This is a genomic window from Flavobacterium aquaticum, from assembly GCF_003259835.1.
Lineage (GTDB): Bacteria > Bacteroidota > Bacteroidia > Flavobacteriales > Flavobacteriaceae > Flavobacterium > Flavobacterium aquaticum.
In genome coordinates, this window is sequence record NZ_QLMI01000002.1 from 38,707 (window position 1) to 53,598 (window position 14,892).

Genomic DNA, 14,892 nt, shown 5'->3' on the forward strand with positions numbered 1-14,892 from the left:
AAGTTAACGCTTCGGTTTTTTTGTGGTTTTTGTTAAATTATTCGTAAGAAAATTTTTAATTACACAATAAATATTTTATTTCGCTGTTAATTACAACTTAAACTAATTAACACCTTTCATGTTTCAGAAAATCGCCTGTTTTGCTTTATTTTTATTCTCAATCTTGAGTTTTAGCCAAAGTACTATTTCTTTAAAAGGAAAAATTATTGACAAAAACACTTCCGTTCCTTTAGAATCTGCTACAATATATTTAAAATCAGTAAAAGATTCTACTTTGATAGATTATACGATTTCGGATAAAAACGGAAATTTTACTTTTAAAACAAAAAAAATAGAAAATGCCATCTATTTTAAAATTTCATACATTGGTTATAATGATTTTACAGAAAAAATTGAAAATTTAAAAGCTGATAAGGATTTTGGCTCAATAAAACTAGATGAAAATGTAAGTTCTTTAAAAGAAGTAGTCATTCAATCCGAAGCGCCACCAGTTACAATTAAAAATGACACATTAGAATTTAATGCTTCATCATTTAAAGTTCGTCCAGATGCTAATGTGGAAGCGTTATTAAAACAATTACCAGGCGTTGAAATAGATGAAGAAGGCAAAATTACCGTTAACGGAAAAGAAGTAAATAACATATTAGTCAACGGGAAACCTTTCTTTGGTAAAGATGGAAAAATTGCTACTCAAAATTTACCTGCCGAAATAATTAGCAAAGTACAAGTCACCGATACCAAAACTAAAGAAGAAGAATTATCCGGTCAAGATGCCACTTCTGATGAAAAAACGATTAATTTAACCATTCAGGAAGATAAAAACAAAGGTGTTTTTGGAAAAGCAAATGTGGGTTATGGAACAGATGAACGATACGAATCAAGTTTGTTATTCAACTATTTTAAAGACACGCAAAAGGTAAGTGTTTTAGGTTCTGCTAACAACATCAACTCTGTCGGTTTTTCAATGGATGAGATTTTTGACAATATGGGTGGCGGAAGAAATAGCTCAATCTGGGTTAACGATAATGGTAGTTTTGGAATTAACGGAATGCAGTTTGGTGGGAACAATGGTATAACAACATCAAATATGATTGGCGTAAACTTCGCTGATGAATGGGCGAAAAAGAAAATCAATCCAAATGGAAGTTACTACTATTCGAATACAGAAACGAACAATAATAACAGAACTAACAGAATCAACTTACTTCCTACAGGAAATACAAATACTTTGGCAGAGTCAAAAACTAAGTCTATTTCTGATGGACATAGCATTGCAATGGATTTTGAAATAAAAATTGATTCAACAACAACTTTATATTGGAGTCCAAGTTTTACAAAAAGTGAAATAAAAAATAAGAATTCTGGTTTTGATGCAACATTTGATGAATCTGGAACTGCTTTAAACGAAAACACGAACAATAACAATTGGTCAAGCAATAAAAACACCTTTAAAAATAGTCTTTATTTTTATAAGCAGTTAAAGAAAAAAGGAAGAGGAATTAATTTTTCTTTGAGTAACGAAAACAGCAAAAATGATTCTGATTTATTTACAAAAACAACTACTACTTTTTTTCAGTCAGGAAGTTCAAATGACGAAAGAGACCAATTTAGAGTTGACGCCTCAAAAGACGATAGTTTTAGATTTGAAATGGGCTACAACGAACCTTTAAAAGATTCATTAGTCTTAAATTTTAAAACTGTCTATAACTATAAAAAATCTAATGATGTCAGAGAAACTTATGATTATGACAGCGGATTAAATTCGTATTCAAACTTTAATGATTTGCTCTCAAATGATATTATCTCTTCTACTTCATCCGTAACTCCAATGGTTGGAATTAGTATTCGAAAGAAAAAAATACGAGGAAGTATTTCTATGGGAACAGAAATTATAAATTTTAATAATCAATCTAATTATTTATCCAACTCAACTACGGTAAACAAAAACTATATGTATCCAAAAATGAATGGATATTTGAATATTACATTAGGAAAATCTAAATCGATTTATGGCTATTATTCATACGAAGTAAATTTACCAAGTGCTAATCAAATTTTACCGTTCGAAAATTTAGCAAATCCATTGAATACTATTATTGGAAATGCCGATTTAAAACCTAACGAGAATTACTCACTTTATACCAACTTTAATAATTATGATTATGCAACCCGAAGTGGTTTTTATGCTTATGCTGGAGGAGATTACAACGTAAATCAAATCGTAGCTTCAACTACTTATGATGCCGATTTTAAAGCAACTACAACCTATCAAAATGTAGACAGAGCTTATAATACTTATGTTGGTTTTAGTTTAAACAAATCGTTAAAGAAAGAAAAAAGAACCTTTAAATATGGATTAGGATTGCAGTTTGATTACAATTATGATCAAGGCTTAACCAATGCCGCATTATTTGAATCTAAAGGATTGACACTAAGTCCAAGAGCCAATATTACTTGGTCTATTGACGAAATGATTACGATTAATCCATCGTATAGATACACTTATATTACAAATGATTTCACAAATTATGTTATTGATAACACGAAAAACTTTAAGCATAGTGCTAAGTTAGAAATTACAAGTTACTGGCCTAAAAAAGTAGTTTTAGGAAGTGATTTTGGTTACAACTACAACTCTAATATCGCAGATGGTTTTCAAAAAGATTTCTACTTATGGAATTTGAGTTTGGGATACAATTTCTTCCAAGATAAACTATTAGCCAAAGTAAAAGTGTACGATGTTTTAAATCAAAATATCAGCGCAACCCGAACCATTACACCAACCGCCATTACCGATATGGAAAATACCGTTTTACAACAATATGCTATGTTTTCTTTGACCTATAAATTAGAAAAATTTGGTGGTAAGAAAAAAGAAGGTGGTATTATGTTTATGGATTAAAACAAAAAACTCGTTAGTATTGCTAACGAGTTTTTTTTATGATTACTTTTTAATTAATTTACCAACTTCCGCCAGCTCCACCACCAGAGAAACCGCCACCGCCAAAGCCGCCGCCGAATCCACCTGATGAACCACCACCAAAGCTTCCACCACCAAAACCTCCGTTTCCTCTTCCAAGGCTACTAAGAATGATGATGTCGCCTAAATCTAAACCTCTTGAACCACCACCTGAATTTCCTCCACCCTTACTAGCTTTTGAAATAATCAATATTAGAATAACTACAAAAACAATAATTGGCAAAATTGGAAAATCCTTATTCGATTCTTTTCTAGAACCTTTGTATTTTCCCTTTAAAACTTCAAAAATAGCATCGGCACCTTTGTCTAAACCGCTGTAATAACTTCCAGCTTTGAACTCGGGAATGATGATATTTCGAATAAGTTCTCCGTTAATTCCTGCTGTTAATCTATCTTCTACCCCATATCCTGGAGAAATCCAAATTTCTCTATCGTTTTTGGAAAGTAAAATTAGAATTCCGTTGTCTTCTTTTTCTTGACCAATTCCCCACTCTTGTGCCCATCTTGGAGTCAAAAGTCCAATAGATTCTCCTTTTAAATCATCAATGGTTATCACTACAATTTGAGTCGTAGTAGAATCGGAATAGCGAACCAATTTGTTCTCTAATTCTTTTTCTTCTGTCGGATTTAAAACATCAGCATAATCGTAAACACTCGTTTGAAAAGAAGGTACTTTTGGAATTGTAAATTGAGCATTAGCATAAATTCCGAAAAGGAAAAACACTAGAATAAATAGCTTTTTCATATTAACCTCTCGAAATTTCGTTAGACAATTCATTTGTATCATCCGATTGATATGGGAAATATTTTTTCAATCGTTCGCCAGCTCTCAGAATTCCTTCTACCAAGCCTTTTTTGTAATTTCCTTCTTTAAAATTAGCAATAACAACATCTTTAGTACAATCCCAAAAATCAGATTCTACTACTTTATCGATACCTTCATCTCCAATTATAGCAAACTTTTTATCGGCTACACCTACATAAAACAGCACTCCGTTTCGGTCTTGTGTTTCGTGCATGTGAAGTTCAAAAAAAACCTCCTGAGCTCGGTCAAGAGGTGATTTTTCTGTATGTTCTTCTAAATGCACTCTGATTTCTCCCGAAGTGTTTTTTTCCGCTTCAATAATCGCTTGAACAATTTCTTGTTCGTCTGCTTTTGATAAGAAATCTTCTGTTTTAGACATTATTTTTTCTCTTTATTGAAATCAAATTCTACATCAACTGGTTTTTCAGCACCTGCAACTGCATCAAAATATGGTTTCTCTTTGTAGTTTCCTAAGAACATTGAGTTAGGAAAAACCAAAATGTAGTTGTTGTATTTTTGAACTGATTCGTTAAAACGTGTTCTTGCTGTTAAGATTTGATTTTCTGTACTAGCTAACTCATCTTGTAATTTCAAGAAGTTTTGATTTGCTTTTAAATCTGGATATTGCTCCACAGTAACTAATAATCTTGACAAAGAACTATTTAAGTTTCCTTGCGCTTGATTAAATTGTGTTAATTGTTCTGGCGTCATATTCGTTGGATCAATTTTTACAGAAGTTGCTTCAGAACGTGCTTTAATTACAGCTTCTAAAGTAGATTTTTCAAAATCAGCCGAACCTTGAACCGTTTTAACTAAATTTCCAATAAGGTCATTTCTTCTTTGGTATGAAGTTTCTACATTTCCCCATTCTTTATTTACTTCCTGATTTACACGAACGGCTCCGTTTTTAATTCCGACATACCAAAATCCAAGTATTAATAACAATACCACTAATCCTCCAACTCCTATTATCCAAGGCAAAAATTTTCTCATAGTTTTAAATTTTAAAGTTTATTAATTGTTTATAGTTGATTTTTAATTGTGTTCAATTGTGCTTTAATCGTTTCTAATTTGCTGATAATTTCAAATTTATCTAGCGTTTTTTTCTGCCCCTCTTTTAAATGCGTTTTGGCACCTTCTAAGGTAAATCCTCGCTCTTTTACCAAATGATAAATCAATTGCAAATTCTTTACATCTTCTGGTGTGAACATGCGATTTCCTTTTGCGTTTTTCTTTGGTTTTAGAATATCAAATTCTTTATCCCAAAAACGAATCAAAGACGCATTCACGTTGAACGCTTTGGCAATTTCGCCAATGCTGTAATATCTTTTATTTGGTGCTAATTCTAAATGCATTTTTCAAGTTCAAGTTCAAATTCAATTACAAGTTCAAAACTTCTGAAATCGTTAATCATCAATCTTAAATCGTTAATCCAACGATTGATTTTCTTGGTTAGCTAATTTTGAAATTTCTATATATTCTTTTGCTGAAATACTTCCGTAATAGAAATTCAGCGGATTTACGCGTTCGCTTCCTTTGAAGACTTCATAGTGCAAATGCGGTGCCTGACTTCTTCCTGTACTTCCTACATATCCAATAATATCGCCACGTTTTACTCTTTGACCAGGGCGACAATTGTATTTACTCAAGTGGGCATACAAGGTTTTGTAGCCATAACCATGATTAATTTCAATATGATTTCCATAACCTGATAACGAAGCATCTGCTTTATACACTACTCCATCGCCAGTTGCGTAAATTGGTGTTCCGGTTCTAGCAGTGAAATCCATTCCGTAATGAAATTTTCTAATTTTCGTAAATGGATCACTTCTATAACCATAACCTGAAGCCATTTGTTTTAAATCTTCATTCTTAACCGGTTGAATTGCTGGAATTGCCGCCAATAACTTCTCTTTCTGTTTTGCCAATGCTACAATTTCGTCTAATGATTTCGATTGAATTACCAATTCTTTCGTTAAAACATCTACTCGTTTTGTAGTGTTTTCCATTAACTCAGAATTGTTAAAACCTTGCAAATCTTTGTATCGGTTAACGCCTCCAAAACCTGCTTTTCGTTCTTCTTCAGAAATAGGAGTCGTATTAAAATATATTCTATAAATATTGTTATCCCTATTTTCAATCGCTTCTAAAACATCGTCCATCAAATCCAACTTCTTGTTCAAAACGGTGTAATTTAATTTTAAAGCTTCAATTTCTCTTGCCTGAATTTTATCTTTTGGTGTTTCGAAATAACTCGTATTTATCAATAGTAGAAAAATTAAAAAACCAAACAACGCCGAAGACACCAAAAACAACACAACATAGCCAAACTTCTTCCTTTTTCTTGTCTGAATGCGCTTGTATGCTAAATTTTCTGAATCGTAATAATATTTTACCTTCGACATATATGAAAATATACTATTTTTGTGCCAAATTTATTGGTTGACATAGGTTATACGAACAAATTTAAGAAATGTTTCATTCTTTAGCTATTTTATTTTTAGTTGGGCTATTTTTTTGAACATTTCAATTCGTTTCTTTGTCACAATAAACAAATAAAAACAGATCTAAATTATTGATAATGAAATCGCAAGACATTCGTAAAGCATACCTGAATTTTTTTGAATCAAAAGGGCATTTAATTGTTCCTTCTGCGCCAATCGTTTTAAAAGACGATCCAACCTTGATGTTCAACAACTCGGGAATGGCCCAATTCAAAGAATATTTCTTAGGCAATGGAACTCCAAAAAGTCCAAGAATTGCCGATACGCAAAAATGTCTTCGTGTTTCTGGAAAACACAATGATTTGGAAGATGTAGGTTTTGATACTTATCACCACACCATGTTTGAAATGCTTGGAAACTGGTCTTTTGGTGATTATTTCAAGAAAGAAGCATTAGCTTGGGCTTGGGAATTTCTTACAGAAGTTTTAAAGTTAGACAAAGACCGTTTGTATGTTTCTGTTTTTGAAGGAAATCCAGCAGAGAACGTTCCGTTTGACCAAGAAGCTTTTGATATTTGGAAGCAATACGTTTCAGAAGACCGAATTATCTTAGGAAACAAAAAAGACAACTTTTGGGAAATGGGCGACCAAGGTCCGTGTGGTCCATGTTCGGAAATTCATATTGATTTAAGAACCGATGCAGAACGTGCTGCAGTTTCAGGAAGAGAATTAGTAAATGCCGATCATCCGCAAGTAGTGGAAATTTGGAACAATGTATTTATGGAATTCAACCGTAAAGCTGATGGTTCGTTAGAAAAATTACCAGCACAACACGTTGATACGGGAATGGGATTTGAGCGTTTGTGTATGGCGATGCAAAATGTAACTTCGAATTACGATACAGATGTCTTCACACCGCTTATCGCGAAAGTTGAGGAAATTACAGGATTAAAATATACTTCAAACGAAGTTAAAAATATATCAGAAGAACAAAACAAAACGAACATTGCCATTCGTGTAATTGTGGATCACGTTCGTGCGGTAGCTTTTGCTATTGCTGATGGTCAATTGCCTTCAAACACTGGAGCAGGTTATGTTATTCGTAGAATTTTACGCCGTGCGATTCGTTACGGATTTACGTTTTTAGGAACGAAAGAACCTTTCATCAATAAATTGGTTGAAGTTTTAGCGAATCAAATGGGTGAATTTTTCCCTGAGATTAAATCACAACAACAATTGGTTACCAATGTAATTCGTGAAGAAGAAGCGTCTTTCTTGAGAACTTTGGAACAAGGATTACAATTACTAGATAAAGTAGTAGCGGAAACATCTGGAAAAGAAGTTTCAGGAGAAAAAGTATTCGAATTGTACGATACTTTTGGTTTCCCGAAAGACTTAACGGCTTTGATTTTAAAAGAAAAAGGTTATTCGTTTAATGAAACCGAATTTGAAACGGAATTACAAAAACAAAAAGCGCGTTCTCGTGCAGCTTCGGAAGTTACGACTGACGATTGGAAGGTTTTAATCGACGGAAATGTAGAAACATTCGTTGGGTATGACCAAACAGAAAATAACGTTAAAATCACTAGAATTCGTAAAGTAGATTCTAAAAAAGATGGTGTTTTATACCAAATTGTTTTAGATAATACGCCATTCTATCCAGAAGGTGGTGGACAAGTTGGTGACAAAGGAACGTTAGTTTCTGCTAACGAAACGATTGAAATTATCGATACGAAAAAAGAAAACAACTTAATTTTACATTTTGCCAAACAACTTCCTGAGAATGTAGAAGCTGGATTTGTTGCCAAAGTAAATACTGATTTAAGAACTTCTACTTCTAAAAATCACTCCGCTACGCATTTGATGCATTTGGCCTTGAGAACTATTTTAGGAACACATGTGGAGCAAAAAGGTTCGTTAGTAAATCCAAATTACTTGCGTTTCGACTTTTCGCATTTTTCTAAAGTTTCTGATGAAGAATTACGTCAAGTAGAAGCAAGTGTGAATCAACAAATTGAAGCACAATTACAATTGGTAGAACACCGAAATATCCCAATCAAAGAAGCATTAGATAAAGGTGCAATGGCTTTATTTGGAGAAAAATATGGCGATAATGTTCGTATGATTGAATTTGGAGATAGCAAGGAATTATGTGGTGGAATTCACGTGAAAAACACCGCTGATATTTGGCATTTCAAAATTATTTCCGAAGGAGCTGTAGCGGCTGGTATTCGTCGTATTGAAGCGATAACAGGTGATGCGGTTAAAGATTTCTATAAAAATCAAGAAGATACATTATCGGAAATCAAAGAAGTATTGAAAAATCCACAAGATGTTTTAAAATCTGTCGCTTCATTACAAGATGACAATGCGAAATTGAAAAAACAATTAGAGCAATTAGTTAAAGAAAAAATCGAAGGATTAAAAAACACATTAGTTACTGATTTCCAAGAAATCAACGGCATTCAATTTTTAGCAAAACAAGTAGATTTATCGATGAGTTCGACTAAAGATTTAGCACAAGCTATTGGAACTTCAAAACCAAACGCATTTGTATTCTTAGCATCAGTTGAAGATAATGCTCCAAATATTCACTGTTACATTTCAAAAGAATTAGTAGCTCAAAAAGGGCTAAACGCTGGAAACGTCATCAGAGAATTAGGAAAACTAATCGACGGAAACGGTGGTGGACAACCGTTTTTTGCATCAGGAAAAGGGAAAAATGTAGGTGGAATTAAAGAAGCGATTGATAAAGTGATTGAGTTTGTAAAGTAATATGAGAGCTAAAATATTTTTATTTCTTTTGTTGAATTCTTTTAGTCCAATTTTTGCGCAGCGTTATAAAGTTCTTGAAGGAGAAATAGAAAATTTAAAGAACATAAAGGCGTATCAAGTAGAATTCAATTATGAAAACTTGGAAGTTCATGGTTTTGAATCTGAAGAAGCTTTCTTAAAAGAAAAAATGGAAAAAAGGAAAGCTAATCCTGAAAAAGCAGAAAATTTTAGACGAGATTGGTTTTTAAATAGAGAAAAATATTATCATCCAGCTTTCATTAATTATTTTAATACTTATTTCAAAAAAGGAGAATGCAAAATTGTTGATGATTCACCTTATTTAATGAGGGTTAACTTAACTTGGATTTACCCTGGTTACGCAATAGAACCCTCTAAGTTGTCTGCAACAATTGAATTTGTAGATTCACTTAATTCAAAAAAACTACTTGTAATTCATTTTGAGAAAGTTATTGGTTTTGAGAAAAACGCAGTAGTCGTTGTTAATGAACATGAGAGAGTCATTGGAGCTTTTGAAAAACTGGCTAAAAATTTAGCAGTTCAATTAAAAAGATTTCATTTATAAAAGAAAACCTCTAAGAGTTAAATCTTGTAAGTTTTTGTTTATATTCGCAACAAATTAAACAAAACAAAAAATGAAAAAACTACTTTACCTTTTTACTTTTTTGATGCTTATTTTGAGTTCTTGTTCAAGTGACGATTCAGACGGAATAGCTATTAATTCAGGAAATCTTTTAGGAAAATGGTATTTAAAGGGAGGAACAACTAATAATGGTTCATTTGAAAATCACACACATGATTGCACAACCAATAAAGATTTTCAAGAATTTTTTAATAATGGAGAAATTACTTTTAATGGTTATAACACGGAATGTAATTTAGATGAAATTGAAACTTCATTATGGTTTTTAAATGGAAACACACTTACGGTTACGAATACAAATTTCGACCCTATGATTTATGAATATGAATACGTTATTGAAAGTTTAACTTCAAACGAATTAATATTAAGAGAAACTGTTTCAGAACCTGAAGGAACTTTTGTCTATAGATCAACTTATACAAGAAATTAGAGAAAAATCCCGATAAACTTCAAACACTATCGGGATTTTTTTTATTCTACCACTGCAATCGCCTCAATCTCAATCAACCATTCTTTTTTACCTAAACTTTCTACACCGACTAAAGTGCTTGCTGGATAATTTTCATTTCCAAGAAATTCTTTTCTAACTTTTCTAAAAATAGGTAAATCCACTTCAGGATTGAAATTTACTATGTACGTATTCATTTTCACTACATCTTTAAAAGTAGCATTACCATTTTGAAGTTGCATTTCTAAATTCTGAAATGTAGTGATTGTTTGCGATTCTAAATCATTTCCATGACCAATTTGCCCAGAAATATAAAGTGTTTTGAAACTTCCAGTTTTTACTACTACGGTTTGGGAAAAACCTTCGTTTGGTTCGATGTATTCTTTTTCAATCATTTTGTATTGCATTAAATCTTAAGTAAAAATACTCGTTTTTTGTAAAAAGTAGTTTAAATTTGAAGTCTAAACCTAAATGATTTGCAATTCACTACCAAAATACCCGTTCAAAAAAGCAGTTTTCCAATCGATTATGATTCGAAAATCATGTTGTTGGGTTCATGTTTTGCGGATAATATGGGAGAAAAATTTCAATATTTTAAATTTCAAGCCACTACCAATCCATTTGGAATTATTTTTAATGCGGTATCTTTAGAAAAGTTAATTCGTCGTGCTGTTGAAAATAGAATGTTTACCGAAAACGACATTTTCTTTCATAATGAGTTGTGGCATTGTTATGAAGTGCATTCCGAATTATCAAATCCAGATAAAGAAATATTCTTAAGTAATTTGAATTCTATTTTAGAATCGACACATCGACACATTGCCTCATTAACACATTGTATCATAACACTAGGAACTTCATGGGTTTACAGAAATATAGAAACCAATGAAATTGTTGCCAATTGTCATAAAGTGCCGCAAAAACAGTTTACAAAAGAATTACTTTCGATTGAACAAACCGAAAAAAGTTTACAAAACATTGTTTCATTAATTCATTCAGTGAATCCAAATTGTAATTTCGTTTTTACGGTTTCGCCTGTGCGACATATTAAAGATGGTTTTACAGAAAACACGCTAAGTAAATCGCATTTGATTGCAGCAATTCACAAAACAATCATCCATCACCCATCACCCATCACCTATTTCCCAGCTTATGAAATTATGATAGATGAGTTGCGTGATTATCGTTTTTACGCTGAAGATATGTTACATCCGAATCAAACTGCAATCGATTATATTTGGATTCAATTCTTTGAAAATTATATTTCAGAATCTGAATTTGGATTGATGAATGAGATTTGCTCTATTCAAAAAGGATTAAAACACAGACCTTTTAACCCAAATACAGAAAGTCATCAAAAATTCTTAAATCAACTCGATTTAAAAATCCAAACCATCCAAAATCAATATCCTTTTATAAAATTTTGTTAAAATACGGCAATTGTCGTATTTCAGAAGTTTTCGCTTTTTATGAATTTTGACTAATCAATAATAATAAAAATTCACACTCATGAAAACTTTAAAATTATCCTCAGTAGTTTATCTATTTGTTTTATTTTTAGCTACTACAAATTCTTTTTCACAAAAAGTAATTAACGCCAACGAAGTAACTCCTGCTTTTTTAAAAGAAACTTTTGACAATGCTTACATTGAAGTGCTTGAAGTAAAAGATACTTATATTAAAGTTAAAGATGTTTACACCATTTATTTAGATATTGATGCTAACAAAAGATATGTTACTCTTAGTGGTGTTTATAATTTAGTTGAAGGAACGACTAAAAGAGATGCGTTAGATTTAGTTAATAAATTAAATGCAGAAGTAGCGTTAATAAAAGTGTATTATTCTGAATCAACAAACTCTATCACCTATTACTACTACTTCTGGACAGAAGGTGGTTTTACTCAAAAATCATTAATCGGTGCGCTTCGCTTATACAAAACAGCATTAAATCTTTCTTTAGATAAAGATACCGCTAAACTGATTAAATAATTTGTTTTTTATAGTTTGATTACGGAAAAGCGGATTGTCATTTGGCAATTCGCTTTTTTTAAATACGTCAAATGTCGTATAGGAAATAGTGCCGTTTTAGACGAATTTTACATTGAAATTAAACCCTGAGTTATGTCTAAATTATTTCTTTCCATCGAATCATTGAGTCAAAAGAAAGAATTATTTATTATTCTTTTTAGACTATTCGTTTTACTTTGTTTGCTATTGAATATTTATAATCTTATTTACGTATTACATTAATTTAAACGTATTTTAAATTTGATTTTATACATTTATAGTAACAATGATTCCAATTTTAAAATGAAGAATACTATAATATACCTGTTCGCATTATTTCTTTCTCAGCTATTTACTTTTAGCTGGAGCCAAACTTATAGTACAAAACAAATAGATTCGGTTTTAAATATGCCATACGATGATATTGTTGCGAATACTTCCAAGTCATTACAACTGTTCAATAAAGTTTTATCGGATGCTAAAAAACAAAACTACAAATTAGGTGTTGCGAACAGTTACGATAAAATGGCGCTATGTTATTTTTATCAAAATAAATATGACTTACAAGCCAAATACATTTTTATGGCAATTGATTGTTTTAATCAGTTAAAGCAATACAACAAAGTAGCTTCGCTTTACGGAAGTTATGGTTATCATTTAAAAAGACGCAATTTAGATTCTGGAATTTTGTACATGCAAAAAGGATTAAAAATTGGAGAAAAATACAATTCAGAATACGAACTAAGAGCTATTTATGACAACTACGGCGTTTTAAAAGAAATGAAAAAAGAGTACGACAGTGCTTTTTTATTCTACAATAAATCATTGAATTTAAAAGAAAAAGCAAATGATAAAATTGGAATTCCGTATAGTTTGAATAAAATCGGAATGCTTCAATTAACCTTAAAACAATTTGCTAAAGCAAAACAAAATTTAGACAAAGCCTATCAAATTAGATTAGAAATTGACGACAAAATTGGAATTGCCGAAAACCTAAATTTCTATGGTTATTATTATTTTGAAACCAAAGACCATCAAAAATCAATTGAATATTTCAACAAAGCTCTCGATTATAGCAAAACATATAATTACAACTATTTAACTCAAGACAATTATCAAAAATTATCTGAGTTGTACGAATTAAATTCCGATTACAAAACAGCTTTAGACAACTTTAAGAACTACACGGCTTATAAAGACAGTATTTCGAATATCAATCTCCGAATAAAACAAGCCGAACTTGACACAGAGTTTGATACGGAGCGAAAAGAAAAAGAAATTTTAGAACAAAAAGCTGATTTGGCGGTTAAAAACACCTACATCGTAATCATTGTTTCACTCTTAATTTTATCAATAATTGTTGGCTATTTTATGCTAAAAAATCAAAAAATGAAAACGCTTCAGCTTCAAAAAGAAAACGAATTAAAAGATGCGTTACTGAAAATCGAAACTCAAAATCGTCTTCAAGAACAAAGACTTCAAATTTCAAGAGATTTGCATGATAACATTGGAGCGCAACTTACTTTCATCATTTCATCTGTCGATTCTCTAAAATATGCTTTTGCCGATGGAAATCCAAAGTTAGAAGACAAATTAAACAATATTAGTTCGTTTACCAAAGAGACAATTTATGAATTAAGAGATACAATTTGGGCCATGAACAAAGAAGAAATAACGATTGAAGATTTAAAAACTAGAATTTCAAACTTTATTGATAATGCCCAACTTTCATTAAACGGAATTCAATTTAATTTTAATTTCAACACAAAATCGTTTCAATCATTTAGTTCTAGAGACGGGATGAATATTTATCGTTTGATACAAGAAGCGGTAAATAATGCTATAAAACATGCAAAAGCAAGTCAAATTGACGTATCTTTAACTGAGTCGGACAATAAAATCAATGTTATTATTTCAGACAACGGAAAAGGATTTGATTTGGCAACAGCTGAAATTGGTAACGGACTTAATACAATGAAAAAAAGAGCTACCGAATTAAAAGGAGATTTCAGTATTGAAACCAATGAAAATGGAACAACAATATATTTAAGCTTACCAAATCAAAATGAATTTTAACTAGACTAATCATCAAAGAAATGCAAAAAGTAATCAAAACTGTTATCGTAGACGACAATACGTTCCTAATAAAAGCTATTCAGGAAAAGCTTTCTTTTTTTGATGATATTCAAATAAAATTTACTGCTTTAGACGGTTCTGATTTACTGACTAAAATAAGTAACAATCATAACATCGATGTAATTTTAATGGACATCGACATGCCTGTTTTAAACGGAATTGAAGCCACCGAAATCATAAAAAACAAATATCCGCATATAAAAGTTATTATGTTGACTGTTTTTGATAATGATGAAAATATTTTTAATGCAATCAAAGCAGGAGCTGATGGTTATTTATTGAAAGAAGTGGAGCCTAAAACATTATACGAAGGCATTATCGATACTCTTAACGGAGGCGCAGCTATGAATCCATCAATTGCATTAAAAACATTAAAATTACTTCGTAATCCAATAGATTTAGACAATAAAAAAGAAGAAGAAATCATTAAATTATCAGGAAGAGAAATCGATGTTTTGGAGCAACTCAGCAAAGGTTTAAATTATATTAATATTGCTGAGAATTTATTTTTATCTCCGGCAACGGTAAGAAAACACATTGAAAATATTTACACAAAACTTCAAGTTCACAATAAATTAGAAGCCGTTCAAAAAGCCAAGAAGAACAATCTCATTTAAAAAAATACGCTATTTGACGT

At 31.3% G+C, this 14,892-nt stretch carries 14 protein-coding genes; 8 read left to right on the top strand and 6 right to left on the bottom strand.

The window, feature by feature from the left end; translation table 11 throughout:
* Positions 1 to 118: 118 nt before the first annotated feature.
* The gene (locus B0I03_RS02970; protein WP_111565988.1) at positions 119 to 2,902 is read left to right on the top strand and encodes an outer membrane beta-barrel protein; all 2,784 of its coding nucleotides are present in this window, start codon (positions 119 to 121) and stop codon (positions 2,900 to 2,902) included.
* 58 nt (positions 2,903 to 2,960) lie between these two features.
* On the opposite strand, the gene B0I03_RS02975 is transcribed toward B0I03_RS02970, so the two are convergent.
* The 5 genes from B0I03_RS02975 to B0I03_RS02995 all read right to left on the bottom strand — a co-directional run bounded on the left by B0I03_RS02975 (position 2,961) and on the right by B0I03_RS02995 (position 6,190).
* Complete coding sequence (locus B0I03_RS02975) at positions 2,961 to 3,725, bottom strand: TPM domain-containing protein (protein WP_111565989.1); 765 nt, start codon at positions 3,723 to 3,725, stop codon at positions 2,961 to 2,963.
* 1 nt (position 3,726) lies between these two features.
* Complete coding sequence (locus B0I03_RS02980) at positions 3,727 to 4,164, bottom strand: TPM domain-containing protein (RefSeq protein ID WP_111565990.1); 438 nt, start codon at positions 4,162 to 4,164, stop codon at positions 3,727 to 3,729.
* Positions 4,164 to 4,778 (bottom strand): LemA family protein, encoded by a 615-nt coding sequence (locus B0I03_RS02985; RefSeq protein WP_111565991.1) that lies wholly within the window; start codon positions 4,776 to 4,778, stop codon positions 4,164 to 4,166. The genes B0I03_RS02980 and B0I03_RS02985 overlap by 1 nt, the downstream gene beginning before the upstream one ends.
* 29 nt (positions 4,779 to 4,807) lie before the next feature.
* Positions 4,808 to 5,140 (bottom strand): MerR family transcriptional regulator, encoded by a 333-nt coding sequence (locus B0I03_RS02990; RefSeq protein WP_026724163.1) that lies wholly within the window; start codon positions 5,138 to 5,140, stop codon positions 4,808 to 4,810.
* A 72-nt stretch (positions 5,141 to 5,212) separates the two neighbouring features.
* On the bottom strand, positions 5,213 to 6,190 hold the full coding sequence (locus B0I03_RS02995) for a M23 family metallopeptidase (RefSeq protein WP_111565992.1): 978 nt from the start codon (positions 6,188 to 6,190) through the stop codon (positions 5,213 to 5,215).
* 176 nt (positions 6,191 to 6,366) lie between these two features.
* Here B0I03_RS02995 and alaS point away from each other — a divergent pair, with 176 nt between their 5' ends.
* From alaS to B0I03_RS03010, 3 genes are all read left to right on the top strand, one after another.
* Positions 6,367 to 9,003, top strand: a complete 2,637-nt coding sequence (gene alaS, locus B0I03_RS03000) for an alanine--tRNA ligase (protein ID WP_111565993.1) — start codon at positions 6,367 to 6,369, stop codon at positions 9,001 to 9,003.
* A 1-nt stretch (position 9,004) separates the two neighbouring features.
* Positions 9,005 to 9,586: a hypothetical protein gene (locus tag B0I03_RS03005; protein ID WP_111565994.1), complete on the top strand. Its 582-nt coding sequence runs from the start codon at positions 9,005 to 9,007 to the stop codon at positions 9,584 to 9,586.
* Between the two features lie 70 nt (positions 9,587 to 9,656).
* Positions 9,657 to 10,094 carry a lipocalin family protein gene (locus tag B0I03_RS03010; RefSeq protein WP_111565995.1) on the top strand — a complete coding sequence of 146 codons (438 nt, stop codon included), beginning with the start codon at positions 9,657 to 9,659 and terminating at the stop codon, positions 10,092 to 10,094.
* A 41-nt stretch (positions 10,095 to 10,135) separates the two neighbouring features.
* On the opposite strand, the gene B0I03_RS03015 is transcribed toward B0I03_RS03010, so the two are convergent.
* The gene (locus B0I03_RS03015) at positions 10,136 to 10,507 is read right to left on the bottom strand and encodes a RidA family protein (RefSeq protein ID WP_220084597.1); all 372 of its coding nucleotides are present in this window, start codon (positions 10,505 to 10,507) and stop codon (positions 10,136 to 10,138) included.
* 81 nt (positions 10,508 to 10,588) lie between these two features.
* On the opposite strand from B0I03_RS03015, the gene B0I03_RS03020 reads away from it, so the two are divergent.
* The 4 genes from B0I03_RS03020 (at position 10,589) to B0I03_RS03035 (ending at position 14,872) form a co-directional block, all read left to right on the top strand.
* Complete coding sequence (locus B0I03_RS03020) at positions 10,589 to 11,542, top strand: GSCFA domain-containing protein (RefSeq protein ID WP_111565997.1); 954 nt, start codon at positions 10,589 to 10,591, stop codon at positions 11,540 to 11,542.
* 79 nt (positions 11,543 to 11,621) lie between these two features.
* Positions 11,622 to 12,101, top strand: coding sequence for a YbjN domain-containing protein (locus B0I03_RS03025; RefSeq protein ID WP_111565998.1), 480 nt, complete (start codon positions 11,622 to 11,624; stop codon positions 12,099 to 12,101).
* Between the two features lie 426 nt (positions 12,102 to 12,527).
* The gene (locus tag B0I03_RS03030) at positions 12,528 to 14,195 is read left to right on the top strand and encodes a tetratricopeptide repeat-containing sensor histidine kinase (RefSeq protein ID WP_181452332.1); all 1,668 of its coding nucleotides are present in this window, start codon (positions 12,528 to 12,530) and stop codon (positions 14,193 to 14,195) included.
* 20 nt (positions 14,196 to 14,215) lie between these two features.
* On the top strand, positions 14,216 to 14,872 hold the full coding sequence (locus B0I03_RS03035; protein WP_111566000.1) for a response regulator transcription factor: 657 nt from the start codon (positions 14,216 to 14,218) through the stop codon (positions 14,870 to 14,872).
* Positions 14,873 to 14,892 lie beyond the last annotated feature (20 nt).